This is a genomic window from Cupriavidus sp. YR651 (assembly GCF_900101625.1).
GTDB lineage: Bacteria > Pseudomonadota > Gammaproteobacteria > Burkholderiales > Burkholderiaceae > Cupriavidus.
In genome coordinates this window covers 73,951-100,101 of the sequence record NZ_FMYZ01000009.1, presented here as the reverse complement: position 1 = coordinate 100,101, position 26,151 = coordinate 73,951, and the positions used below count along the sequence as shown (strand labels likewise).

The window sequence follows — 26,151 nt, the reverse complement described above, 5'->3', positions numbered from 1 at the left end:
CGGGCACCGCGCCTGTACATTCTAGTGCGACACCCCGGAAAGGAGCACCCGCTGGATCGGCATTTCGCGGTAAGTGGCCTTCCGCCGGGAGCGTGGTGCGGTTCGAGGCGGTTGACCGCTTCAGACCCGGGTTTCGGCCGTCTAGCTTGCGGGCCCAAGTGTCTCTTCCTGGCCAGTCTGAGAACCTCGTGAATCCATGGTGGCAACGAGGAGTCATGAGCCTCCCGCGTCAGACCATCGGGGAGTTTCGAATCAGTACAGTCTTGAGTGCAAAGCTCGAGCGAATATGTTCGACGCCAGGAATGCGCGTCAGTGTCCGCGTCAGAAAGTTCTGGGACGAGCCTATGTCTGGGACGACCACGCGCAGGACCCTTACCAGTCAGCCACGCCCGTGGCACCGTAATGACCATTCCCAAGGTCACTTCAGTTCGTCGGAAAAAGAAACTGGTTTGGCGCAGGACGCAATGGCCTGTTTCGCGAGCGGCAATGATCTGCCTTGTCAGTCGCCCGTAAAAGTGAGCTAAAAGCCATTCGCAACGCGTGCGAAGCTCATGAAAGCGACGAAATTTCCACTTGGTGGGGCAGTGCGAGCATAAGCAGCCATTCCGGCATGCAAGCGTACCGCGTCCTAATCGCCACTTCATGGCGAATTTCCCGGTCGCTTGTTGGGTTTGGGGCATACGCACTATTACCTAATGCTGCGTTGCGACATTTGGCCTGCTACAATTAGGGCAAACCCCAAGAGGGTAATCCCTGAAGGAAGGACGCCATGAACACCCAATCCGACATCAAGCTGACCGATCAACTGGAACGTGACCTTATCGAGCGCGAGCTCGGCCCGCAAAGCCTGGGCTTTGCCAGCGACGCGAAGCGCGCCATCGCCGCCGTCCAGAACATCTTTACCCGCCTGCAGGCGGAAGCGCGCAAGGCCAAGGTGGTCTACGCGAACGGCTGATCCGTCAGACCCAGCGCGTTGTACGCGGCGTCTCCCGGCGCCGCAATGTGAAACCGACCCGCCGCACAACCGAATCCGGTGTGCGGCGGGTCGGTTTTTGTTTTTCCGGAGACGATGCCTCGGACATCGTGCCTGCTGCCCTCCGATACCTCACAAGCTGAGGTTTCATGATCTCTCAACAGGGTCAATGCGGGCCATCGCGGCGCATGCCTCGCGACGTCGCCGTGCAAGTCGCCGTGCATCGGCGCGTTTATCTCAGTCGGAAACGCTGTCGAACACGCCAATGCAGATTTGCGTTGCGCGCCAGTAACAGCCTTGACTTCTCCTCAAGTCATTTCTAGGTTTATCTGTACCCAACGGCGTGGGCAACACGACACGCTGCTGTGATAGACCATGCGGTCGGGGAGGGACGACGGTGAACCTGCACAGCAAGTCAGTCCTGTTGCCCGCTGTCCTCGTTGTTGCGATCCTGGCGGGCGGATGTTCCAGGCCCCAGCCCGGCAACGTTCAGGACGAAGCGCAGCAGGCCGGCCGCAATGTCGATTCCTTCCGGCACGCGGCGGAAGACTACTTCCACGACATGGACCGTGGCGTTGCGCTGTCGAAGGAGGAGATCCAGGGCCGCAACATGTGGATCGTGTGGACCGGTGGCAATGACCGGTTCTGGGACGCCATGACGAACTTCACGTTCGGTGCGTTCGATCTGCTCAAGTCGATCAGTTCCCATCCCGGCCAGGGCTATTCGCGCGACAACCGCTGGGCCTATCTCGGCCTGCTCAACGAACCCTGCTTCCAGAAGCCAAGCGCCCCCGATCCCAAGCGTTTCGGGTTGTGGCTGGATCAGCGAAGCAAGGACTGCCCGGCCGATCCCTTCGAGAACGAGCAGGCGTATCCCGGCGTCAAGACGGGGGCACGGGGTACGACGTTCGCCAACGGGCAGAAGCTTCCCGTCGGCTCCTACTATGGCTATGCCACCGGGATCGTCGGGCTGCGCCTGTTTCCGAATCCGGCGTTCGACGAGAAGGCCGCCAAGGCGTGGGATCCCGAGCGCTACTACACGGACCCGGCCTACTACAACCGTGCCGACCTGGTGCGACCCTATCGCGTCGGCATGTCCTGCGGCTTCTGCCATGTCGGTCCGAGTCCGATCCGTCCGCCCGCCGATCCGGAGCATCCGCAGTGGCCCGAACTCAGTTCCACGGTGGGCGCGCAGTATATGTGGGTCGACCGGCTGTTCATCCACAACGCCGCCACGCCGACGGGCAGGCAGAACTTCATGTTCCAGCTCGTCCATACCTTCCGGCCCGGTGCGATGGATACCTCGCTGGTCTCCACGGACAACATCAACAACCCGCGCACGATGAACGCGCTCTACGACCTGATGGCGCGCATGGGCGTGGCCTCGCGGCTCGGGCAGGAGACCATCGCCGGGGGCGAGAAGAACAACAAGCAATTGAACGACTTCGTCCAGACCGGCCCGCTCTCCGAGTTTTACACGCCGCCCGATACCGTCCGGACGCCGCATGTGCTCAAGGATGGTGCGGATTCCGTCGGTGTGCTGGGCGCGCTGAACCGCGTCTACATCAATATCGGCCTGTTCAGCGAGGAATGGCTGCTGCATTTCAATCCGATCCTCGGCGGCAAGTCGATCACACCGATCGAGATCGCCGTGGCGCAGAAGAACTCCACCTACTGGCGAGCGACGGAGGCCGGCACCTTCAACGTGGCCGCTTTCCTGCTGAAGTCGACGCCGCCCGATCATCTGGCCGATGCCCCCGGCGGCAAGGCATTCGTGGCAGATGCGGGCACACCCGGAGGCGGCCAACTGCTCCAGCGCGGCAAGACGGTATTCGCGGAGACTTGTGCGCGATGCCATTCCAGCAAGTCACCGCCCCCGCCCGCCGACCTGCAGATGCGCAACTGCGACCGCACCCAATACATCGGCTGCTTCCAGCGTTACTGGAAATGGACGCAGACCGACGAGTTCAAGGCGAAGATGCGCGACGTGGTCAACGCGCCGGATTTCCTCGACCACAACTACCTGTCGTCCGATGTCCGCGTGCCTGTGACGCTGCTGCGTACGAATGTCTGCAGTCCGCTGGCCACCAATGCCCTGCGCGGCAATATCTGGGACAACTTCTCGTCGGAGACCTACAAGAACCTTCCCTCCGTGGGCACCGTCACGCTGCACGACCCGTTCACGGGTGAGCGCTGGCCCTACAAGATGCCGGCGGGCGGGCGTGGCTATACGCGGGTGCCGTCGCTGATCAGCATCTGGTCGACAGCGCCGTTCCTGCTCAACAACGCGCTGGGCCCCTTCAGCAGCGATCCGTCCGTGCAAAGCCGCGTGCGCGTCTTCGATGCATCGATCGAGCAGCTTCTCTGGCCGGAAAAGCGCGACCACGACGCGGTGCTGGGGACCAAGGTGCCCGGCGTGATCGATCGCACAACGGAACGCAGCCAGATCACCATCCCGGTCGGGTTTGTGCCGGATTCGCTGCGGCCGATGGAAGACCTGCTGCATCGCTGGGTGCCGTGGCTGGTGGGCGAAGGCGGCGACGTGACGATCGGTCCGGCGCCGGCGAAGATGCCGGTCAATCTGCTGGCCAACCTCCAGCCGCTGTCGGAGACTTCCGACCCGGCGGCCAAGGCCGAGCATGCGGGCAAGGTATTGAAGCTGCTGATCAAGCTGAAGGGCGACCTCGCCTCCGTGCCCGCGGGCGCGACCGACGATGACCTGCGCAAGACCTACGCGGACCTGGTCAAGCCGATGCTGTCGCTGAGCAAGTGCCCGGATTTCGTCGTCAACCGCGGCCACTACTTCGGCACGGCGGAATTCAACAACCAGGACGGCCTGAGCGCGGACGAGCAGGCGTTCGGCAAGGAACCTGTGCTGAGCGACGAGGACAAGCGGGCCTTGATCGCCTTCCTGAAGACGTTCTGACCGTGCAGGGCACGCGGCGTGGCGAGGGGCTATGGCTATGTCTGGGCAGGACGAAGCGGAGTGGGACTATGTGATCGTCGGCTCCGGCGCGGGCGGCGGCACGCTGGCCGCGCGGCTGGTGGAGGCCGGAATGCGCGTGTGCGTGCTGGAGGCTGGCGGCGATGCGCGCGCGCACGAGGCACCATGCATGCCCGAGGACTACGACGTGCCCGGCTTCCACGCCTGCGCAGCCGAAAACCCCGCCATGGCGTGGAATTTCTTCGTGCGCCACTATGCCGACGGCGCGCAGCAACGTCGCGACCCGAAGTGCGGTCCGGCCGGCGTGCTGTATCCACGCGCCGGCACGCTGGGCGGTTGCACGGCGCACAACGCGCTGATCTTCCTGTATCCGCACGATGCCGACTGGGATCACATCGCCGACCTGACGGGAGATCCATCCTGGACGGCGACTCGCATGCGCCGTTACGCCAAGCTGGTGGAGCAATGCCGCCACCGTCCGCTGTGGAACCTTGCGCGCCGGCTGGGCCTGGACCCCACCATGCATGGCTGGGACGGCTGGCTCCACACGGAGCGTGCGATGCCGCTGGAAGCACTGGCCGATGATGCGCTGATCCGCGTCATCCTCGGGTCGATGGAACTGGAGGCCCGCAGCGTGCCGAGGCGCCTGCAGGCGCTGCTGCGGCTGATCCGCTGGCAGGGCGATCCCAACTCGCGGCTCTGGGGCCGACGCGCCTTTCACGGCGTGTGCTATACGCCGCTGACCACGCAGCGCCACGCGCGCCACGGCACGCGGGAACGCCTGCTGGATGTGGCGCAACGCCACCCCGGAATGCTGCGGATCGAACTGGACGCGCTGGCTGCACGCGTCATGCTCGACGCCCAGGGCAATGCATTCGGCGTGGAATACCTGAAGGGCCGGCATCTTTACCGGGCGCACGCAACGCCGGCCGGAGAGGCCGGCGAGCGGCGCGAGGTCCGGGCACGCCGCGAGGTGATCCTCGCGGGCGGCGCGTTCAATACGCCGCAACTGCTGATGTTGTCCGGCATCGGACCCGCAGCGCATCTGCGCCAACACGGCCTTCCGGTAAAGGTCGATCTGCCTGGCGTCGGACGCAATCTGCAGGATCGCTACGAGATCGGCGTGGTGAACCGCATGTCGCGGTCGTGGGAGGTCCTGCAGGGCGCGCGATTCGTGCGCGACGACGCGCCATACCGGAGCTGGTTCGATACGCGCGAGGGCGTGTACACGACCAACGGCGTGGCCACGGCGGTGATTCGCCGCTCGGGGCGCGGGGCGCCCGTACCGGACGTCTTCTGCATGGCGCTGCTGGAGCGCTTTGTCGGCTACTACCCGGGATACTCCAAGGCGTTCGCGCAGAACGACAATGTGCTGACCTGGGCGCTGCTCAAGGCGCATACACGCAACCGCGCCGGCATCGTGTCGCTGCGCTCGACTGATCCGCGCGATATGCCGGACATCGACTTCCGCTATTTCGACGATGCCGACGACCCTCGCGGCGAGGACATGCGCGCATTGATCGGTGCCATCCGCTTTGTGCGCGGACTTGCGCAACCGCTGGCGGATCGGGGCTACATCGCCCATGAGGAACTGCCCGGCGCGCAGGTGCAGAGCGACGCCGACCTGGCCAGCTATGTCCGAGATAACGCGTGGGGCCACCACGCATCGTGTTCCTGCCCGATCGGGCCGCGCGCGGCGGGGGGCGTGCTGGACAGCCATTTCTCGGTGCACGGCACGCGGCGGTTGCGCGTGGTCGATGCATCGGCATTCCCCCGCATCCCGGGGTTCTTTCCGGTCAGCGCCATCTACATGATGGCCGAGAAGGCGGCGGAGGTTCTGCTGGCCGCCGCGCGGACCATGCCGTCCATGCAGTTCCAGATGGGAGATCGCCATGGCGTACGACGTTCACAAGCTCCTGCAAATGCAGCAGGCCGAGCTGGATGACCTGTTCCGCAACAGCCCCGCGGGCGATATCCCGAACGGCGAGGCGAAAGGCACGGCCATCATCTCGCCGGGCACCGTTTTCAGCGAAAGCATGGCGCGGATGATCAACCTCTTTGCATGGCAGGGCAAGGTGTTCGACGCCGGCCATGGTGTGCTGAAGAACCGCATCACGCCCTTCGGGCTCGAGGCGATTCTCGCCAAGGTGTACAAGGCGGACAGCTGGCTCGATCAAAAGGAGTGCATCGTGCTCGACTACTCCGCGACATCGCTGGTCGCGCATTGGATTCGCGACGAGATCCGCTGCATCGCGCCGGGCGTGTATCTGGGCAAGGTCTACTGGGACCACACGCGCCTGATCGATTTCTGCCTGGAGTTCTGACCCGGCCATGAAGCGCAGAGCGTTCCTCTTTGGCGGTATCGGCGCGGCGGCGGGGGCCTTGCTGGTCGGCTGGACCGTGCTGCCGGTGCGGCAACGCCTCACCCCGTCGGGCCCGCTGCCGGTGGAGGCGACGCAGGTTGCCCTCAACGGCTGGGTCAAGATTGCCGCCGACGACAGCGTGACCGTCATGATGTGCCGCTCGGAGATGGGGCAGGGCGTACACACCGGGCTGGCGATGATCCTGGCCGAGGAACTCGATGCCGACTGGGCCCGAGTGCGCGTGGAAAACGCACCGCCGGACCGTATCTACAACAATATCCAGGTGGTGGTGGATGGCTTGCCCTTCCATCCGGACGATCACGGGGTGATCCGACGGATTGCGGACCATGTGACGCGCAAGCTGATGCGGGAGATCGGCGAGGTTGTCACGGGGGGATCGTCGGGGCTCAACGACTTGTGGATGCCGATGCGCGAGGCGGGCGCGTCGGCGCGCGCGATGCTGGTGGCCGCGGCGGCGGAGCGCTGGCGTGTGCCGGCCGCCGAATGCAGTGTGGCGCGCGGCAAGGTGCTCCACGCTTCGGGGAAGTCCGCCACGTTCGGGGAACTGGCCGCCGCCGCCGGACGCCAGCGCTTGCCGGGGAGTGTCCCGCTGAAGGACCCGTCGGCGTTCCGCCTGATCGGCCAGCCGCTGCACCGCCTCGACGCCGAGGCGAAGACGAATGGATCGGCGCGCTTTGGCATCGATGCATTGCCGGAGCAGTTGCTCTATGCGAGCGTGCTGATGTGCCCTACGGTCGGGGGCCGCGTGAAACATGCGGATGTGAGCGCCGCCACGACCCGGCGCGGCGTGGTCAAGGCGTTCGTGGTGCCGCCGTTCAACGGTGGCACGGGCGGGGTGGCGGTGGTCGCCGACAACGCGTTTCGCGCGATGAAGGCGCTGGAAGCGCTCAAGGTCGACTGGGAGCCCGGCCCGGCATCCGGGTTGTCCAGTCAGGACATGATGGCGCGCATCGGCGGAACCCTCGATCAACACGAGGGGCACGCGTACTACAGTCATGGCGATGTGGACGCCGCACTGAGCAAGGCGGCGAAGGTCGTCAGCGCGGAATACAGCGCGCCCTGGCTGGCGCACGGCGCCGTCGAGCCGATCAACTGCACGGTCCATTGCCGCGATGACGGCGCGACGGTGTGGGTCTCGACGCAGGTGCCGGGGATTGCCCGCGAGCAGGCCGCGAAAGTGCTGGGGCTTCCCGCGCACAAGGTGGACGTACAGGTGATGATGCTCGGCGGCGGCTTCGGGCGACGGCTGGAAGCGGATTTCATCTCGCAGGCCGCCGCCATCGCGCGCGAGGTCAAGGGGCGGCCAGTCCAGACCATCTGGACGCGGGCGCAGGACATGACGCACGACTTCTACCGGCCCGCATGCGTGGCGCGGCTACGCGCCGGCATCGATGGCCACGGCAAGCTGGTGGGCTGGCACGCACGCTCGGCAGGCCAGGCGGTGGTGCCGGAGATGCTCGCACGCGACTTCGGATTCCCGCGCATCCCCCTCGACAAGACGGCCGTTGAAGGCGCGTTTGATCAACCGTATGCGTGGCCGGCAGCGCGGATTTCCCATGCGATTGTCGACCTGCCGATTCCGGTGGGCTTCTGGCGTTCGGTCGGGCATTCGCATCAGGCGTTCTTCACGGAGTGTTTTCTCGACGAAATGGCGGTGGCGGCGGGCAAGGACCCGGTCGCGTTCCGTGCCAGCCTGCTTGGCACGCATCCGCGTCATCTGGCGGTGCTGCAGCGAGTGGCCATGCTGGCGGACTGGGGAAAGCCAGCGGGCCGCGCCGCCGATGGTGCGCGGCGCGCGCGCGGGGTGGCGCTGCATCAGTCGTACGGCAGCATCGTCGGGCAGGTGGCCGAAGTCTCGGTGGCGCGTGACAAGACCATCCGCGTGCATCGCGTGGTCTGCGTCATCGACTGCGGCATGCCGGTGAATCCCAACCTGATCCGGCAGCAGGCGGAAAGCGGCATCGTATTCGGCTTGTCCGCGGCCCTGTATCAGGAAATCACGTTCGTGGACGGCGTGGTGAAGCAGCAGAACTTCCACGATTTCCCGGTGGTGCGGATCGCGGAATGCCCGGTGATCGAGACCGATATCATCGCCAGCCCGGAGGCGCCGCAAGGAGCGGGCGAAGTTTGCGTGCCGCCTGTCGCACCGGCCGTGGCCAATGCGCTGTTTGCGCTGACTGGGCAGCGGTTGCGCGCTCTGCCGCTGAAGCTCGCCTAGCGCACGAGACGCACCAGGAGGAAAGACCGTGGCAAACCTGAACGTGAATGGCAAGGTCGTCAGCGTGGATGCGGAGCCGGACATGCCGCTGCTGTGGGTGCTGCGCTGCGACCTGGCGCTGACGGGCACCAAGTTTGGCTGCGGTGTGGGGATCTGCGGCGCCTGCACGCTGCATGTGGATGGCAAGTCCGCGCTGGCCTGCCAGTTGCTGATGTCGGCGTTGCAGGACACCGAGCGCATCACGACCATTGAAGGGGTGCAGGGCAAGGAGGCCGACGCGGTCAAGGCCGCGTGGCTCGATGTCGACGTGGTCCAGTGCGGCTACTGCCAGAGCGCGCAGATCATGGCGGCCTGCGCGCTGCTCAAAGCCAGGCCGAAGCCGACGGACGCCGATATCGATGCGGCCATGGCGGGGATTGTCTGCCGCTGCGGCACCTATCCGCGGATCCGCGCGGCGATCCACCAGGCCGCCGGACAAATGCCGCGGGCGCCGCAGGGACCACAAACACCACGCACCCCGCGCACCCCGAAGACCCCTCGCGGCTAGCCGGCGCGTTCGTCGTCCACCAGCTCGAAGATCCCGAACGCGGGCGCATCGCCGATCCAGTGCCGCGCCACGGTCCATCCTGCGCGCGCCGCCAGCGTGGCGAACGCTTCCGGCGTGAACTTGTGCGAGTTCTCCGTATGCAGCCGTTCGCCGCGCCGGAACATGAACGCGTGGCCGGCGGCATGGACGATCTGGTCCACGCGGCTGACCAGGTGCATTTCGATCCGGTCGTGGACGTCGTTCCAGATCGCCAGATGGTCGAACGATTCGGGGTCGAAGCTGCCGTCCAGCTCGCGATTGATCCGCACCAGCAGGTTCTTGTTGAAACGCGCGGTCACGCCTTCGGCGTCGTCATAGGCGCGTAGCAGCGTCGGCAAGTCCTTGACCATGTCGGCGCCGACGATCATGCGCGCACCGGCGCCGAGCATCTCGCGCGCATTACGCAGGAAGCCGACCGCTTCATCATGCGTGAAATTGCCGATCGTCGATCCCGGAAAGAAGCCGACCTTCGGACGCTGCTGTGCGCTGTCCGGTAGCACGAACGCTTGCGTGAAGTCGGCTTCCACAGGCAACACGGTCAGGGCGGGATAGCGTGCCGCCAGGCGCGCCGAGGCTTGCGCGAGCGCGTCGCGGCTGATGTCGATCGGCACGTAGAGGTCGATGCCGGCGCGCGTGCCCAGCAGCAGATTGGTCTTTTCGCTGGCGCCGCTGCCAAATTCGATCAGTGCGGCACCAGGTGGGAAGGCGGCCGCGATGTCCTCCGCCACGCGGGCCAGCAGCGCGGATTCCGCCCGCGTGGGGTAGTACTCCGGCGTGCGGCAGATGGCCTCGAACAGCGCGGAGCCCGCGGCGTCGTAGAAATACTTCGGCGACATCGACTTGGCATGCCCGGAGAGGCCGATGCGGACATCGCGGGCAAACGATGCGTCCCGGGCCGGCGGCAGCGGATCGCTCGTGCCATGGCCGGCATCGCGCGCCAGCCGCACGCCGGAGAACATCCAGCGCTGGTGCGGATAGAAGAAATTGCGATACGAGGGGCGCGAATGGCCCGGCGGCGTCACGCTGGCGCCGCCGCGCAGCACGAGCTGGCTGACCATGAACTTGCCGTTGTACTCGCCGATCGCGTCCGCGGTGGCGCGGAAACCGGGGTACGGCCCGTAGGCGGTCTGGGTCCACTGCCAGGCGACCGTATCCGCCTGCGCCAGGATGCCGGCATGGGCGCTGATTTCCCATTCGGCTTCCGTCGGCAGCCGCGCGCCGGCCCAGCGCGCGTAGGCGCTGGCCTCGTAGTAGCTCACATGCGTCACCGGGGCGTCGGGGTCCACGGGGCGCAGGCCACCGAGCGTCATGACCTGCCAGCCGTCGTCGATGCGTTCCCAATAGAGCGGTGCGGCCAACTCGCCCGACCGCGCCAGCGTCCAGCCATCGGCCAGCCACAGTTCCGGACGGGCGTAGCCATCATCGGCCATGAAGCGTAGCCATTCGCCGTTGGTCACGAGCTTGTCGCTGATGTCGAATGGCGCCACGTAGGTCTTGTGGCGAGGCGACTCGTTGTCGAAGGCAAATTCTGGCGTCTCATGGCCGATCTCGACCAGACCGCCCGCCATGCGCTGGAAGGTGCCGGGCCCCTGTGCGCGGTCGTGTGGCCATGCGGTGTCGTAGGCGGGCCGCAGCGGCGATTGCGCGAACAGATGGAGGATGTCCATCAGCAACAGTTCCTGGTGCTGCTGCTCGTGCGCGAGCCCCAATGCCAGGAGGTTTTCCAGCGCGCTGTCGAGCATGCCGTCGTGCAGGCCGTCGAGCAGCCGGAGCATCTGGGCGTCCACATGGCGGCGATAGGCCAGCACCTGGTCGACGGTCGGGCGGCTCAGCAGCCCGCGAAACGGGCGCGGCTGGCGCGGGCCGATCGCTTCGTAGTACGAGTTGAACAGGTAGCTGTAGCGCGCATCGTAGGGCGCATAGCCGGGCAGGTGCGGGCCGAGCAGGAAGGTCTCGAAAAACCACGTGGTATGGGCCAGGTGCCATTTGGCCGGGCTGGCGTCGGGCATCGACTGGATGGCCATGTCCTCCGCGCCGAGCGGATCGACCAGCGCGACGGTGCGCCGGCGGACATCGAGATAGCGCGTATGAAGCGGATTGGCGTGCCGCGCGGGCACGCTATGGATGTGCGATGCCATGGATATTCTTGTTGTGTTGGGTGGGGGCAAGGGACATGGGGGCACCCTGTCCCGACCCCGAGTGAAACCGGGGCCGTGTGTCAGTGGCGGGTCAGGCTGCCGCGCGGTCAGGCGGTGATGTCGATGGCGTCCACGCGGTCCGGGTAGAACGCCAGATGGCCGGCGATGGGGGCGACGGCTTCATAGGGCGATTCATACGTCCAGACGGCGTTGCTGGCGCGCGCGCCGCCGGCCGGGATGCTGTAGTAGGCGGCATCGCCCTTGTAAGGGCAATAGCTGGCGTGCTGCGTGCGGGCCAGCTGGGACATGTCGACGTCCTCGCGCGGGATGTACTGGACGGCCGGATAGGACGCTTCCTTCAGCGTCAGGGCGCGGCGGGTATCGGCCACCACGCGGCCCGCCACGGTCACGACCACGCGACCGCCCTGCGGTGCGACGGTGATCGGGTGGTCGGGGCCCGGAATCTTCACGGTTTTGTCTGGCATGGCGGATCTCGCTCCGGAAATGGGAGAAAAGACGTGCGAAGAAAAGAAGGCGCGGCAAGCGCCGCGCCTCGCGCCGTGATCGTGTTCGGACGAACAACACCTGCACGAATCGGCGCCAAGTATGAAAAAACCGCCACGGAGGGTGACGTGAGGCCGAAGGGAGAGAAGGGAGCTACGGCCTCGTTGAGGACGATAGCAAGGGTCGTCGTTCCAGAAAAGCGTGGGGGAGGAACACACTTTTCGGGTTAATAAAACAATAGCCCCGGCGTGCGGGGCTATCGTGTTGCGGCGCCGATAGGAGGAAGGCGGCGACCGCGAGGGCTGGCGAACAGGGCGCGAGGCAAATCAGGTGCCCGACTGCTCCTCGATCCAGAGCGACAGGCGCACCTTGTAGGCCTGCTGGATATGGCGGCGGGTGATCTGCTCCGCCTGCACGGGGTCGCGTGCTTCCAGCGCTTCCACCAGCGCCAGGTGTTCCTCGTACGACCCGCGCGCGCGGCCCGGCACGGCCAGCGTGGAGCGGCCCAGCAGCGCCATCGACTCGTGCAGGGACCGCAGCGTCTTCAGCAGGTAGCGATTGTGGGCGCAGCGGTGCAGCGTCTCGTGGAACAGGCGATTGTTCATCGCCAGCTTGTCCGGGTCCTCGGCGAATGACAGGTCGCGCTCGACGATGTCGCGCAGCAGGGAAATCTCGACATCGGTGGCATGCCGTGCGGCCAGCGCCGCGGCGGTGGATTCCAGCACCTCGCGCATGACGTAGAGTTCGCTGACCATGCTGGCATCAAGCCGCGTCACCATCATGCCGCGATTGGGCTCGTTGACGACCAGCCCTTCGGATTCCAGCCGAGACAACGCCTCGCGCACCGGCGTGCGCGACAGGCCAAGGGATTCCGCGAGTTCGACTTCGCGCAGGCGGGTGCCCGGCAACAGGTGCCCGGCCTGGATGGCGGCGCGCAACTGCTGGTAGGCCCGTTCGGAACGTGGCAGCGACGCGCTCTGATCGCCGTCGGTGCCGGCAAGATCCGTAGGAAGCATGGATGCGTGAATAGGGGATGACCGCAAGACAGCCATCATACCTGCTCGCGCCGCCCCCTCACTAGTGCGCCGGGGGCTGGCCAGCGGCGCGGCTGCGCCGGCGCCGGGCCAGCATGTTCAGGGCTTCCACGCCGCACGAGAACGCCATGGCCGTATAGATATAGCCCTTGGGCACGTGATGGCCCAGGCCGTCCGCGATCAGCGTCATGCCGATCATGATCAGGAAGGCCAGCGCCAGCATGACGATGGTGGGATTGCGGTTGATGAAATTGGCCAGCGGCGCGGCGGCAAACAGCATGACCGCGACGGCCGCGATCACCGCCACGAACATGATCGGCACGTGGTCCGTCATGCCCACTGCGGTGATGATGCTGTCGATCGAGAACACCAGGTCCAGCACCAGGATCTGGCCGATGGCCGCCGCGAACCCCGGCGCCGCGCGGGTTGCCATGCTTTCTTCCTCGCCCTCCGGCTCGGGCGCCACATGCTGGTGGATTTCGCGCGTGGCCTTCCAGACCAGGAAGGCGCCCCCGGCGATCAGGATGATGTCGCGCCAGGAAATGTCCTTGCTGAAGAGGGTGAAGACCGGCTCGGTCAGCGCCACGATCCACGCGATCGTGGCCAGCAGGCCCAGCCGCATGAACAGCGCCAGGCCGATACCGGTGCGCCGCGCCTTTTCGCGCATCTGCTCCGGCAGCTTGTTGGTCAGGATGGAAATGAAGATGAGGTTGTCGATGCCGAGCACGATCTCCATCGCAACCAGGGTGGCCAGTGCGGCCCATGCGGACGGATCGCGCGCGAGCACAAGCAGCGTTTCCATGCGAACTCCTTGACTGGGGTGGGCTGGGGGCCGCTGGCCCGCAAGCGGACAATCGAGAACATGGTAGCGCACGCCCGGTCCGAGGGGCACATCAGGGAAATACCGGAACCGCGAAGTTTGAGGTTGTGGAACGGCTGTAGTGGAATATAGTATGTGATATATCAAAGCATCCCACGCTTCACAACAACCATCCAGGAGACAACCTATGAAGATCTGTATCTACGGTGCGGGAGCCATCGGCGGCTATATGGGCGCGCAGCTGGCGCTGGCGGGTGCCGATGTCAGCTTTATTGCACGCGGGCCGCATCTGGCCGCCATGCAGGCGAACGGCGTGCGCCTGCAGATCGACGGAGAGGAGCGCGTGGCGAAAGTGCGTTGCGCGAGCGATCCGCGCGAACTGGGCCCGCAAGACTATGTGTTCATCACGCTGAAGGCGCACCAGGTGCCAGGGGTGGTGGACCTGATGCAACCGCTGCTGGGGCCGGAAACCGCCGTGGTGACTGGCGTCAACGGCATTCCGTACTGGTATTTCCACAAGCATGGCGGCGAGTTTGCCGGCAGCACGCTGGAGTCCGTGGACCCGGGCGGCAAGCAATGGCACGGCCTGGGGCCCGAGCGCGCCATCGGCTGTGTGCTGTATCCGGCCGCCGAGATCGTGCAGCCGGGCGTGATTCGCCATGTCTACGGCAAGAAATTCCCGATCGGCGAGCCGGATGGCAGTCGCTCCGACCGTGTGACGCGGCTGGCGGAGATGATGGTCCGGGCCGACCTCGACGCGCCCGTGCGCGACAACATCCGCGACGAAATCTGGCTCAAGCTCTGGGGCAATCTCTGCTTCAATCCGATCAGCGCCCTGACGCACGCCACGCTGGACATCATTACGTCCGATCCTGCCACGCGGGGGCTGTCGCGCCAGATGATGCTCGAGGCCAAGGCAATTGCCGAGCGCCTTGGCGTCCATTTCCGCGTGGACGTCGAGCGTCGCATCGACGGCGCCGGTGCAGTCGGCGCACACAAGACGTCGATGCTGCAGGACCTGGAAGCGGGCAGGGCGATGGAGATCGATCCCCTGCTGACCGTGGTGCAGGAGATGGGCCGGATGATTGGCCAGCCGACGCCCATGGTCGACGCCGTGCTGGGCCTGATCAAGCAGCGCGACCGCATGGCGCAGGCGGCACAGGCCGGACAAGTCCCCGCGCCGGTGGCGAAGGCGGCCTGAACCGGGAAGCGAGCCGAGCAGGAGAGATGAACGCCGTCCGTCCCAGTGTCGGACGGCAAGGTCGACAGGAGAACGCCGCCGGTTTTGCAGTCAATGTGATATACCATATACGAAAGGTCGGACTCGCCCCTTCGTGCCCTGACAGGCGCGATAATCGCAGGATTGATGAGCAAGACACATGACGGCATGCCAAACTGGCTTCAATGTGTCCTTGCTCCTGAGACCCCTGCGGGGGCGCGTGCCGCCGGTGGCCACATTGGTCACCGGGGCCCCGGCCATCTACGAGTGCATTCATGTCTGCCCAAAGCCAACCCGAAATCCAGCCCACCGGATTGACCCTTTCGCTGCAACCGATCAACGCCGGCGCCAGCCTGCGCGACCAGGCCTACGCCATGCTGCGCCAGGCCATCGCGGACGCCGATATCTATCAGTCCCGCGAGGAAGTCCGGCTTGACGAACGCGTGCTGTCCGAAGCGCTGGGCGTCAGCCGCACGCCGATCCGCGAGGCGATGACGCTGCTGGAGCAGGAGGGTTTCCTGCGCACGGTGCCGCGGCGCGGCATCTACATCATGCGCAAGACCAAGCGCGAGATCGTGGAGATGATCCAGGTCTGGGCCGCGCTGGAAAGCATGGCGGCGCGCCTGGCCACGCTGCACGCGACCGATGAGGAAATCGGCAAGCTGCGCCACATGTTCGACAGCTTTCGCGATTCCACGCCGGCGGAACACATCGAGGAATATTCAGACGCCAATATCGTGTTCCACCAGGCGATCGTGCAGCTGTCGAAGTCGCAGATCATCATGGACGCGATCAAGAACATCTTCGTCCATGTGCGGGCCATCCGGAAGATGACGATTTCGCAGAGCGACCGTGCCGCACGGTCCATCGTCGACCATCTGCGCATCATCGAGGCGCTGGAGAAGCGCGATACCGAACTGGCCGAGAAACTGGTACGCCAGCACTCGCTGGACCTCGCCGATTACGTGGAAAAGAACTGCGACTTCCTCGACTGACTGCCAGCCGCGTCATGCGATCCCCGTCGGCCAGCCCATGACGGGGCGCGGACATGGTTCCGCGACGTGGCCGAATCTTCTTGCGCCCCAACACCTTTCCGGCACGTTGGGGCGTTTTCTTTGGTGCCTTTGGTGCTCTCCTTTGGCGCTTTTCTTTGGCTCCTTGCCGATCTTGCGGGGCGAGGGCTGATGTCCTTGGCTCGGCCTCTGCTTCATTCGCAACACCTCCCCAGCTCACGCAGCCCCCTCCACCGAAGGCGCCGTAAGGCTTCAGGCGCATTTGCTGCGACGCAGCGTCGAAACTTCCTTGATTCGGGTTTAAACCCTCTTGCATCTTGGTGATATACCACATACTGTATGTCAAAAGAGCGGAACACAAATCAGGAGACGCATCATGGCCGAGGCCCACAACCAAAGTCAGACCAGCACCACGGAGCAACGCAAAGCCCTGGACGGCATTCGCATCCTTGACATGACGCACGTGCAGGCCGGCCCCTCGGCCACGCAGTTGATGGCCTGGATGGGCGCCGACGTGATCAAGGTCGAAATGCCCGGACGCGGTGACATCACGCGCAGCCAGCTGCGTGACGTGCCCAACGCTGACAGCCTGTACTTCACCATGCTGAACAGCAACAAGCGCAGCCTGACGCTCAATATGAAAACGCCGGAAGGCAAGGCACTGCTGGAAGACCTGATCCAGCAGAGCGACGTCCTGATCGAGAACTTTGGTCCGGGCGTACTGGACCGCGCCGGATTCGACTGGGAACATATCCAGGACCTGAATCCGCGCATGATCTATGCGTCGATCAAGGGCTTCGGTCCCGGCCCCTACCAGGACTGCAAGGCGTATGAAAACGTGGCCCAGTGCATGGGCGGCTCCGCATCGACGACGGGCGATGCCAGCGGCATGCCAACGGTGACGGGCGCGCAGATCGGCGACTCGGGTACGGGCGTGCACTGCGTGGTCGGCATCCTGGCCGCACTGCTCCAGCGCGAGCATTCGGGGCGCGGCCAGCGCGTGGAAGTCGCCATGCAGGACTCAGTACTGAACCTGTGCCGCGTGAAACTGCGCGACCAGCAGCGCCTGGATGCCGGCCCGCTGCGCGAGTACCCCAACGACCAGTTCGACGACCACGTGCCGCGCGCCGGCAATGCGTCGGGCGGCGGCCAGCCGGGCGCTACGCTGCGCTGTGCGCCGGGCGGTCCGAACGACTATGTCTACGTCATCATCCAGCCGCAGGGCTGGGAGCCGCTGATGCGCCTGTGCGGCCGCGAAGACCTGATCACCGATCCGGAATTCGCCACGCCTGAAGTGCGTCTGAAAAAGCTCGCCGCCTGCTTCGGCATCATCGAGCAATGGACCCTGGGCCGCACCAAGTTCGAGGTGATGAACGCGCTCAACGAGGTGGATGTGCCGTGTGGCCCGATATTGTCGATGAAGGACCTGATCGAGGACCAGTCGATGTACGAGCGCGGCTACCTGGTGGAGCTGGAGCACCCGGCGCGCGGCAAATACGTGCAGCTCGGCTCGCCGATCACACTGTCTGACTCGCCGGTGAAGGTCGAGCGCTCGCCGCTGCTGGGGGAGCACACCGACGAGATTCTCGAATGGCTGGGGCGCTCGCCGGCACAGATTGCGGCGCTGCGCATGGCGGGAGCGGTCTGACCCCAGGCGCCCGGCTGCGGCCGGGACCCGTCTCCACGGCCCCTGACAGGGGGCCACCCCATCTCTGCTGAAAGAGCCGGCGCGGCACCCGCGCGCCTGCCGGAGGAGCTCTGCCGTGCAAACCTGGATTCGCTTCCGCCGTCCTGATGGCGACACCGCTTATGGCCGCCTTGACGAGGGTGACGCCGACCGCGTCATCGAATGCGATGGCCCTGGCTATACCGATCCACGCCCCACGGGCAATACGTACAGCTACGCCTCGCTGGACCTGCTGGCCCCGTGCCAGCCGGGCAAGATCGTGGCGCTGTGGAACAACTTTCACGCCCTCGCGGCCCGGCTGGAAAAGGCGGTGCCCGTGCATCCGCTGTTCCTGCTGAAGCCGGCCAGTTCGCTGGCCGGCCCCGGCGACGCCATCCGGCGTCCGAGCGGGTACACCGGCAAGATCGCCTACGAAGGCGAACTCGGCATCGTCATTGGCCGTGAATGCCGGGATGTGCCGCTCGCCGAGGCCGCCTCGCACATCTTCGGCTACACCATCGTCAATGACGTCACGGCGAGCGAGCTGCTCAATGCCGATCCCAACTTCCCGCAGTGGACCCGCGCCAAGGGTTCCGACACCTTCGGTTGTGTCGGCCCGGCCATCGTCTCCGGCTTTGACTGGCGCAGCGCCAGCGTGGTGACGCGTCTGGACGGCGTCGAGCGCCAGAACTACCCACTGTCCGACATTGTTTTTTCGCCCGAGGAGCAGGTCAGCCTCCTGTCGCGGGACATGACGTTGATGCCGGGCGACGTGATCGCCGTCGGCACCTCGATCGGGGTCGGGTCGATGAAGGAGGGGGCGGTGGTGGAGGTGTCGATCCGCGGGATCGGCGCGCTGGTCAACCATGTGCGCGGCTAACCGAGCCGGTTTGCGAATGCGGGAAGCTCAGTAATTTCCCTTATCTGGCGCGTAACTTCGGGGAAATGCTGCGGCGCATCGACGAAAGTTCGCATCAGTGCTTGCTGAGTTTTGATATATCACATACCGTATTTGCAAATGATCGCTGCCTGTAGCGAATCGTCAAGGAGGAGACATCGTGAAGTCCGAAGTAGCCAGGCGGGCGCGAGCACGACCGCTGAAGACACTCTGAAGCAGAAGTTTTCCAATCCCCGTCAATTTGTATAGAAGGATGCAACCATGGCAGAAGTCGGAAACGAGCTGCAGCGTCAGGCTGCCGAAGAACATCAGGCACAAACCGATGGCTTTCATCTGGTCATCGACGCGCTGAAGCTGAACGGCATCGAGAACATCTACGGCCTGCCCGGTATTCCGGTCACGGATCTGGCCCGCCTGGCGCAGGCCAACGGCATGCGCGTTATCAGCTTTCGTCATGAGCAGAATGCAGGCAACGCAGCAGCGATTGCCGGCTTTCTCACGCAGAAGCCGGGCGTTTGCCTGACCGTGTCCGCGCCCGGCTTCCTGAACGGGCTGACGGCGCTGGCGAATGCGACCACCAACTGCTTCCCGATGATCTTGATTAGCGGCTCGAGCGAGCGCGAGATCGTCGATCTGCAGCAGGGTGACTACGAAGAGATGGACCAGCTGGCCATCGCCCGTCCGCACGCCAAGGCTGCCTTCCGCGTGCTGCACGCTGAAGACATTGGTGTCGGTATCGCGCGTGCCATCCGCGCCGCCGTGTCGGGCCGTCCGGGCGGTGTGTACCTGGACCTGCCGGCCAAGCTGCTGGGCCAGTCGATGGAAGCCGAGCGTGGCCGCCAGTCGTTGATCAAGGTGGTGGACCCGGCCCCGCGCCAACTCCCTGCACCGGACTCGATCGACCGTGCTGTCGCGCTGCTCAAGAGCGCCAAGCGCCCGCTGATCCTGTTGGGCAAGGGTGCCGCGTATGCACGCGCCGATGCGGATATCCGCGCGCTGGTCGAGAAGACCGGCATTCCGTACCTGCCGATGTCGATGGCCAAGGGCCTGCTGCCCGATACACACCCGCAATCGGCCTCGGCCGCACGTTCGTACGTGCTGGCGGAAGCTGATGTGGTGATGCTGGTCGGCGCCCGCCTGAACTGGCTGCTGTCGCACGGCAAGGGCAAGACCTGGGGCAAGCCGAAGCAGTTCATCCAGATCGACATCTCGCCGACCGAAATGGACAGTAACGTGGCCATCGCCGCGCCGGTAGTGGGTGACATTGGTTCGTGCGTATCGGCAATGCTCGACAAGATCGGCAACGGCTTTGCCAAGCCGGGCGCCGATTGGCTGGGCGCGGTGGAAGAACGCAAGGACAAGAACCTGGCGAAGATGGCCGAGACCTTGTCCAGGGATGTGTCGCCGATGAACTTCCACAGCGCGCTGCGTGCGCTGAAGGACGTCGTCAAAGCCAATCCGGGCATCTCGTTCGTCAACGAAGGCGCCAACACGCTGGACTACGCCCGTGCCGTGATCGACATGTACGAGCCGCGCAAGCGCCTGGACGTGGGCACCTGGGGCGTGATGGGTGTGGGCATGGGCTACGCGGTCGCCGCGGCGGTCGAAACCAGCAAGCCGGTCCTCGCGCTGTGCGGTGATAGTGCGTTCGGTTTCTCGGGCATGGAGGTCGAAACGATCTGCCGCTACAACCTGCCGATTTGCATCGTCATTTTCAACAATAACGGCGTCTACAAGGGTATCGACGTGAATCCGACCGGCGGCAACGATCCGGCGGTCACGATGTTCGTCAAGGGCGCGCGCTACGACAAGATGATGGAAGCGTTCGGCGGCGTTGGTCACAACGTCACCACTCCGGCGGAACTTGAAGCCGCGGTGAACGAAGCCTTGCGGTCGGGCAAGCCCACGCTGGTCAACGCCGTGATCGACCCGGCTGCCGGCACCGAAAGCGGTCGTCTGACCAATCTGAATCCGCAAAGCGCGGCCAACAAGTAATCCGCCCCAGTTTCACCCTCTATTCCATTTGGAGACCGATAGTGAACCTCCCACTCAACGGCATCAAGATCATCGACTTTACGCACGTGCAAGCCGGCCCCGCCTGCACGCAGCTTCTCGCGTGGTTCGGCGCAGACGTCATCAAGGTGGAACGCCCCGGCTCCGGCGACGTCACCCGCACGCAGCTGCGCGACATTCCCGACGCGGACGCGCTGTACTTCACCATGCTGAACAGCAACAAGCGCTCGCTGACGCTGGACACCAAGAAGCCGGAAGGCAAGAAGATCCTGGAGCAGTTGATCCGCGAATCGGATGTGCTGGTCGAGAACTTCGGCCCCGGTGCGCTGGACCGCATGGGGTTCTCCTGGGAGCGCATCAAGGAACTGAACCCGAAGATGATCGTGGCATCGGTCAAGGGCTTCAGCGACGGCCACCACTATGAAGACCTGAAGGTCTACGAGAACGTGGCACAGTGCGCCGGCGGTGCCGCGTCGACCACCGGTTTCTGGGACGGCCCGCCGACCGTGTCCGCCGCCGCCCTGGGTGACTCGAACACCGGCATGCACCTGGCCATCGGCATCCTGACCGCGATCATCGGCCGCCAGCAGACCGGCCAGGGTCAGAAGGTTGCCGTATCGATGCAGGACGCTGTGCTGAATCTGTGCCGCGTGAAGCTGCGCGACCAGCAGCGACTGGACCGCCAGGGCTATCTGGAAGAGTATCCCCAGTATCCACACGGCACGTTCAGCGACGTGGTGCCCCGCGGTGGCAACGCCGGCGGTGGCGGCCAGCCGGGCTGGGTGCTGAAGTGCAAGGGCTGGGAGACCGATCCCAACGCCTATATCTACTTCACCATCCAGGGCCACGCCTGGGAGCCGATCTGCAAGGCACTGGGCAAGGAAGAGTGGATCAGCGATCCGAACTACAACACGCCCAAGGGCCGTCAGCCGCATATCTTCGAGATCTTCAAGACCATCGAAGACTGGCTTGCCGACAAGACCAAGTACGAGGCGGTGGACATCCTGCGCAAGTTCGATATTCCCTGCTCGCCGGTGCTGTCAATGAAGGAAATCGCGGCGGATGAATCGTTGCGCAAGAGCGGTTCGATCGTGGAAGTCCAGCACAAGGAACGTGGCACCTACCTGACCGTGGGCAGCCCGATCAAGTTCTCGGCCATGAAGCCGGAAATCACCGGTTCGCCGCTGCTGGGCGAGCACAGCGAGGAAGTGCTGGCCGGCCTGGGCTACGGCGCCGAGGAGGTCGCCCGCCTGCGTGAGGCGCAGGTGATCTGAGCCAGGCGCCAGCACTGTCAGTGCCCCGATGTGACAGCGGGCCACACCTGGAGCGCCGGGGAATGCGTAGACTGGACGTACCACGCGCCCTGGCGCTTCATTGTCTGGACGCCAACCTGAGGGACCGGCATGGCCGACAGTGCCACAATGACGGCCCGGACCCCGGGTGGCGAACCTGGCCACCCTCCCATTCACATGGAAAGCCCAGCAAAGACCATGCAGACCGCGATCGACTATGAACAGCTGGTGTCGGCCATCGGCGACGCCGTCATCATCTCCGGCGCCGACGGTGCCATCACGTTGTGGAACCCGGCCGCCGAGTACATGTTCGGCTACACCCGCGAGGAGGCCCTGGGCAAGTCGCTGGATCTGATCATTCCCGAGCGCCTGCGTGCGCGCCACTGGGAGGGCTACGACAAGACCATGGCAACGGGCCAGACCCGCTACGGCCATGACTTGCTCAAGGTCCCGGCGATCAACAAGAACGGCGATGCGATGTCGATCGCCTTTACCGTGGCGCTGCTGCACGGGCAGGGCGGGGAAATCACCGGCATCGTGGCGGTGATCCGTGACGAGACCGTGCGCTTCCAGGAAGAGCGGGCGCTGCGCAAGCGCATCACGGAACTGGAAGCCAGGGTGGGCGCCACGGCCGGAGCCGCCTGACTCATCAGACGCGGTTGCAGCACGGCGCAGGAACGAAAAAGCCGGGCGATTCGCCCGGCCTTTTCCGTTTCTGCGTTCACGCGCTGGCCAACGCCAGGTTTCGTTTGAGCGGGGCGCGCCCCGATGCCTGCTTCATCGCCGCCGCCATGGTCGCCCCCAGCTCCGCCGGCGACCCGGCGACATGGATGCCGGCTTCGCGCATGGCGTCGATCTTCGCTTCCGCCGTGCCCGTCCCGCCCGAGATGATCGCGCCGGCGTGCCCCATGCGGCGTCCCGGCGGCGCCGTGGTGCCGGCGATAAAGCCCACCACGGGTTTGCGCGTGCGCGCATCGCGCAGGAACCGGGCGGCCTCTTCCTCCGCCGATCCACCAATCTCGCCGATCATGATGATGCCTTCGGTCTTGTCGTCGGCCAGGAACATCTCCAGGCAGTCGATGAAGTCGGTGCCGTTCACCGGATCGCCGCCGATGCCGATGCAGGTTGATTGCCCCAGTCCGGCCGCCGTGGTCTGCGCCACGGCCTCATAGGTCAGCGTGCCCGAGCGCGACACCACGCCGATCTTGCCCGGTGTATGGATGTGGCCCGGCATGATGCCGATCTTGCATTGCCCCGGCGTGATCACCCCCGGGCAATTCGGGCCGACCAGGCGGCTGCCGGACCCCGACAGCGCACGCTTGACGCGCACCATGTCCATCACGGGAATGCCTTCGGTGATGCAGACGATCAGCGCGATGCCGGCGTCGACCGCTTCCAGGATGGCATCGGTGGCGAACGGCGGCGGCACATAGATGACCGACGCATCGGCACCGGTGGCATGGGCGGCAGCGGCCACGGTATCGAAGACCGGCAGGCCCAGGTGCGATTCACCGCCCTTGCCGGGCGTGACGCCGCCCACCATCTTCGTGCCATAGGCCAGCGCCTGTTCCGAATGGAACGTGCCTTGTGCGCCGGTAAAGCCCTGGCAGATCACGCGCGTGTTCTGGTTGATCAGGACAGCCATATCACTTGCCTCCTTTTTTCTGCGTGGCACGCACGGCGGCCACCACTTTTGCGGCCGCGTCGGCAAGATCGTTGGCGGATACGATCGGCAGGCCCGAATCGCGCAGGATCTGCTTGCCCAGGTCGACGTTCGTACCTTCCAGCCGCACCACCAGCGGGACGGTCAGGCCGACTTCGCGCGCGGCTGCCACCACGCCTTCGGCGATCACGTCGCAGCGCATGATGCCGCCGAAGATGTTCACCAGGATGCCCTCGACCTTGGGGTCGGCCAGGATCAGCCGGAAGGCGGTCGTGACACGTTCCCTGGTGGCGCCGCCCCCCACGTCGAGGAAGTTGGCCGGCTCGGCGCCATGGAGCTTGATGATGTCCATCGTGGCCATCGCCAGGCCAGCGCCATTCACCATGCAGCCGATGTTGCCGTCCAGCCGCACGTAGTTCAGGGCGTGCCGGGCGGCTTCGGTCTCGGCCGGGTCTTCCTCGCTCTCGTCGCGCATGGCTTCGATGTCGGGATGGCGGAAGAGGGCGTTGTCGTCGAAATTGAACTTGGCGTCGAGTGCCATCACGTCGCCGCTGCCGGTGACCACCAGCGGATTGATCTCGACGATCGATGCGTCGAGCTCGGTGAACGCGCGGTAGGTCGAGAGGATGAAACGTGTGGCAGCGCCCACCTGCTTGCCCGATAGCCCCAGGCCGAATGCCAGCCGGCGTGCATGAAACGGCTGGATACCGCTGGCCGGATCGATCGCCACCTTCAGGATTTTCTCGGGCGTGCGTGCGGCGACCTCCTCGATCTCCATGCCGCCTTCGGTGGACGCCATGATCGTGATGCGCGACGTGGCGCGATCGATCAGGATGCCCAGGTAGAGCTCGCGCGCGATGTCGCAGCCTTCCTCGACGTAGAGGCGCCGCACTACCCGGCCGGCCGGGCCGGTCTGCCTGGTGACCAGGGTCTTGCCCAGCATCTGCGCGGCGCTGGCGCGGACGTCATCGATTGACTTCACCACGCGCACGCCGCCCTTGTCCGAGCTGTCATCCAAGAAGCGGCCAGCACCGCGGCCGCCTGCGTGGATCTGCGACTTCACCACCCAGACCGGGCCGCCCAGCTTGCGGGCGGCATGGGCGGCCTCGTCTGGCGTAAAGACCACGCGGCCATGCGGTACGAGCACGTCATAGCGCCTGAGCAACTCCTTGGCCTGATATTCGTGAATGTTCACATGTCTCCTCGGTTGAAAAGCGCCGCGGGCCGCAGGTCGGGACCCGCCTGCTCAGCTTTTCGCAGCGTAAAATATGATATGTAATATATCAATAATAAAATCAAGCGGAAACCGTGTGAGAGTGACTCGCCCGAAAGGGATGTCCACGCTGACAAGGCCATCGCATCAATAGAGCGCGATTGATCGCAAAGCCTTCTATGTCGCGGGTTAACGCTGGTGTTGCCTGGAGGATCTATTGCGATGCGGAATGGAAAGTCTGAACCGCGCTGCATTTTCTCCTTGTTGTGTTGTGATATATCACATACCTTATCCAAACAAGCGCGCGAGAGAATACTCAAGGAGACAACGCCATGAACAACAAAGCACTCGACGGTGTCCGCATCCTGGACATGACGCATGTGCAGGCCGGCCCGTCGGCCACCCAGCTGATGGCCTGGCTGGGGGCCGATGTGATCAAGGTGGAGCTGCCGGGGCGGGGGGACATCACGCGCAGCCAGCTGCGCGATGTGCCCAACGCCGACAGCCTGTACTTCACCATGCTGAATTCCAACAAGCGCAGCCTGACGCTGAACATGAAGACGCCGGAAGGCAAGGCGCTGCTGGAAGACCTGGTGCAGCGGTGCGACGTGCTGGTGGAGAACTTCGGCCCCGGCGTGCTGGACCGTGCCGGGTTCGACTGGGACCGCCTGCAGAGTCTGAATCCGCGCCTGATCTATGCGTCGATCAAGGGCTTCGGTCCCGGCCCGTACGCCGATTGCAAGGCCTATGAAAACGTCGCGCAGTGCATGGGCGGCTCCGCCAGCACCACCGGTGAATCGGAAGGCGTGCCGACTGTGACGGGCGCGCAGATCGGCGACTCGGGTACGGGCGTGCATTGCGTGGTCGGCATCCTGGCCGCACTGCTGCAGCGCGAGCATTCGGGTCGCGGCCAGCGCGTGGAAGTCGCCATGCAGGACTCGGTGCTGAACCTCTGCCGCGTCAAGCTGCGCGACCAGCAGCGCCTTTCCGCCGGCCCGCTGAAGGAATACCCGAGCCAGGATTTCGGAGACTTCGTGCCGCGCGCGGGCAACGCGTCGGGCGGAGGCCAGCCGGGCGCCGCGCTGCGATGCTCGCCGGGCGGGGCCAACGACTACGTCTACGTCATCATCCAGCCGCAGGGCTGGGAGCCGCTGATGCGCCTGTGCGGCCGCGAGGACCTGATCACGCATCCGCAATTCGCCACGCCGGAGGCGCGACTGAAGTGCCTGGGCGAGTGCTTCTCCATCGTCGAGAAGTGGACCCGGACCAAGACCAAGTTCGAGGTCATGGCCGCGCTCAACGACGTGGACGTGCCGTGCGGCCCGATCCTGTCGATGAAGGACCTGATCGAGGACGGCTCGCTCTACGAGCGCGGCTACCTGGTTGAACTGGATCATCCGGAGCGCGGCAAGTACGTGCAGCTGGGCTGCCCGATCACGCTGTCGGCGTCGCCGGTGGACGTGGAGCGCAGCCCGCTGCTGGGTGAACACACCGAAGAGATCCTCGACTGGCTGGGCCGCACGCCGGCGCAGATCGCCGCGCTCAAGGCGGCCGGCGCCGTGTAGTCGCGCAC

General features: G+C 65.1%; 21 protein-coding genes and 1 pseudogene. 14 read left to right on the top strand and 8 right to left on the bottom strand.

From position 1 onward, the window contains the following. Positions 1 to 229: 229 nt before the first annotated feature. A complete protein-coding gene (locus BLR29_RS22795; RefSeq protein WP_369804689.1) occupies positions 230 to 361 on the bottom strand; it encodes an Lrp/AsnC ligand binding domain-containing protein in 132 nt (43 codons plus the stop codon). 408 nt (positions 362 to 769) lie between these two features. Between BLR29_RS22795 and BLR29_RS22790 the strand changes: the two genes are divergently transcribed. The 6 genes from BLR29_RS22790 (at position 770) to BLR29_RS22765 (ending at position 9,066) form a co-directional block, all read left to right on the top strand. Then, positions 770 to 955: a hypothetical protein gene (locus BLR29_RS22790; protein ID WP_092139855.1), complete on the top strand. Its 186-nt coding sequence runs from the start codon at positions 770 to 772 to the stop codon at positions 953 to 955. Positions 956 to 1,370: 415 nt separating this feature from the next. Further along, on the top strand, positions 1,371 to 3,899 hold the full coding sequence (locus tag BLR29_RS22785; RefSeq protein WP_092139853.1) for a hypothetical protein: 2,529 nt from the start codon (positions 1,371 to 1,373) through the stop codon (positions 3,897 to 3,899). A 31-nt stretch (positions 3,900 to 3,930) separates the two neighbouring features. Then, positions 3,931 to 5,862 carry a GMC family oxidoreductase gene (locus tag BLR29_RS22780; RefSeq protein ID WP_255371375.1) on the top strand — a complete coding sequence of 644 codons (1,932 nt, stop codon included), beginning with the start codon at positions 3,931 to 3,933 and terminating at the stop codon, positions 5,860 to 5,862. Then, the gene (locus BLR29_RS22775) at positions 5,810 to 6,241 is read left to right on the top strand and encodes a hypothetical protein (protein ID WP_092139851.1); all 432 of its coding nucleotides are present in this window, start codon (positions 5,810 to 5,812) and stop codon (positions 6,239 to 6,241) included. Before BLR29_RS22780 ends, BLR29_RS22775 begins: the two co-directional genes overlap by 53 nt. Before the next feature lie 7 nt (positions 6,242 to 6,248). After that, the gene (locus BLR29_RS22770) at positions 6,249 to 8,519 is read left to right on the top strand and encodes a xanthine dehydrogenase family protein molybdopterin-binding subunit (protein ID WP_092139849.1); all 2,271 of its coding nucleotides are present in this window, start codon (positions 6,249 to 6,251) and stop codon (positions 8,517 to 8,519) included. Positions 8,520 to 8,547: 28 nt separating this feature from the next. After that, positions 8,548 to 9,066: a (2Fe-2S)-binding protein gene (locus tag BLR29_RS22765; protein WP_092139847.1), complete on the top strand. Its 519-nt coding sequence runs from the start codon at positions 8,548 to 8,550 to the stop codon at positions 9,064 to 9,066. On the opposite strand, the gene egtD is transcribed toward BLR29_RS22765, so the two are convergent. The 5 genes and pseudogenes from egtD to BLR29_RS22745 form a co-directional block, all read right to left on the bottom strand. Next, entirely contained in the window at positions 9,063 to 10,052 is a 990-nt protein-coding gene (gene egtD / locus BLR29_RS32935; RefSeq protein WP_255371388.1) for an L-histidine N(alpha)-methyltransferase, read from the bottom strand. The genes BLR29_RS22765 and egtD overlap by 4 nt on opposite strands. Continuing rightward, positions 10,035 to 11,243, bottom strand: a pseudogene (gene egtB, locus BLR29_RS32930) (ergothioneine biosynthesis protein EgtB); the annotation flags it as partial. The gene egtD and the pseudogene egtB, both read right to left, overlap by 18 nt. 107 nt (positions 11,244 to 11,350) lie before the next feature. Then, on the bottom strand, positions 11,351 to 11,728 hold the full coding sequence (locus BLR29_RS22755; protein WP_092139843.1) for a DUF427 domain-containing protein: 378 nt from the start codon (positions 11,726 to 11,728) through the stop codon (positions 11,351 to 11,353). Between the two features lie 345 nt (positions 11,729 to 12,073). Continuing rightward, positions 12,074 to 12,763 (bottom strand): GntR family transcriptional regulator, encoded by a 690-nt coding sequence (locus tag BLR29_RS22750; protein ID WP_092139841.1) that lies wholly within the window; start codon positions 12,761 to 12,763, stop codon positions 12,074 to 12,076. A 61-nt stretch (positions 12,764 to 12,824) separates the two neighbouring features. Further along, positions 12,825 to 13,583 (bottom strand): TerC family protein, encoded by a 759-nt coding sequence (locus BLR29_RS22745; RefSeq protein WP_092139839.1) that lies wholly within the window; start codon positions 13,581 to 13,583, stop codon positions 12,825 to 12,827. A 205-nt stretch (positions 13,584 to 13,788) separates the two neighbouring features. Between BLR29_RS22745 and BLR29_RS22740 the strand changes: the two genes are divergently transcribed. The 7 genes from BLR29_RS22740 to BLR29_RS22710 all read left to right on the top strand — a co-directional run bounded on the left by BLR29_RS22740 (position 13,789) and on the right by BLR29_RS22710 (position 22,347). Then, positions 13,789 to 14,802, top strand: a complete 1,014-nt coding sequence (locus BLR29_RS22740; RefSeq protein ID WP_092139837.1) for a 2-dehydropantoate 2-reductase — start codon at positions 13,789 to 13,791, stop codon at positions 14,800 to 14,802. A 293-nt stretch (positions 14,803 to 15,095) separates the two neighbouring features. After that, on the top strand, positions 15,096 to 15,815 hold the full coding sequence (locus tag BLR29_RS22735; RefSeq protein ID WP_092139835.1) for a GntR family transcriptional regulator: 720 nt from the start codon (positions 15,096 to 15,098) through the stop codon (positions 15,813 to 15,815). Between the two features lie 394 nt (positions 15,816 to 16,209). Next, positions 16,210 to 17,481, top strand: a complete 1,272-nt coding sequence (frc, locus tag BLR29_RS22730) for a formyl-CoA transferase (protein WP_092139833.1) — start codon at positions 16,210 to 16,212, stop codon at positions 17,479 to 17,481. Between the two features lie 115 nt (positions 17,482 to 17,596). Further along, complete coding sequence (locus BLR29_RS22725; RefSeq protein WP_092139831.1) at positions 17,597 to 18,379, top strand: fumarylacetoacetate hydrolase family protein; 783 nt, start codon at positions 17,597 to 17,599, stop codon at positions 18,377 to 18,379. A gap of 279 nt (positions 18,380 to 18,658) precedes the next feature. After that, entirely contained in the window at positions 18,659 to 20,392 is a 1,734-nt protein-coding gene (oxc, locus tag BLR29_RS22720) for an oxalyl-CoA decarboxylase (protein ID WP_092139829.1), read from the top strand. A gap of 41 nt (positions 20,393 to 20,433) precedes the next feature. After that, positions 20,434 to 21,684 carry a formyl-CoA transferase gene (frc, locus tag BLR29_RS22715; protein ID WP_092139827.1) on the top strand — a complete coding sequence of 417 codons (1,251 nt, stop codon included), beginning with the start codon at positions 20,434 to 20,436 and terminating at the stop codon, positions 21,682 to 21,684. A gap of 216 nt (positions 21,685 to 21,900) precedes the next feature. Continuing rightward, positions 21,901 to 22,347, top strand: coding sequence for a PAS domain-containing protein (locus BLR29_RS22710; protein WP_092139826.1), 447 nt, complete (start codon positions 21,901 to 21,903; stop codon positions 22,345 to 22,347). Positions 22,348 to 22,423: 76 nt separating this feature from the next. Here BLR29_RS22710 and sucD read toward each other — a convergent pair whose 3' ends face one another. Further along, positions 22,424 to 23,347, bottom strand: coding sequence for a succinate--CoA ligase subunit alpha (gene sucD, locus BLR29_RS22705; RefSeq protein ID WP_092139824.1), 924 nt, complete (start codon positions 23,345 to 23,347; stop codon positions 22,424 to 22,426). Between the two features lies 1 nt (position 23,348). Further along, on the bottom strand, positions 23,349 to 24,560 hold the full coding sequence (gene sucC / locus BLR29_RS22700) for an ADP-forming succinate--CoA ligase subunit beta (protein WP_092139822.1): 1,212 nt from the start codon (positions 24,558 to 24,560) through the stop codon (positions 23,349 to 23,351). A 350-nt stretch (positions 24,561 to 24,910) separates the two neighbouring features. On the opposite strand from sucC, the gene frc (BLR29_RS22695) reads away from it, so the two are divergent. Beyond that, entirely contained in the window at positions 24,911 to 26,143 is a 1,233-nt protein-coding gene (gene frc, locus BLR29_RS22695) for a formyl-CoA transferase (RefSeq protein ID WP_092139820.1), read from the top strand. Positions 26,144 to 26,151 lie beyond the last annotated feature (8 nt).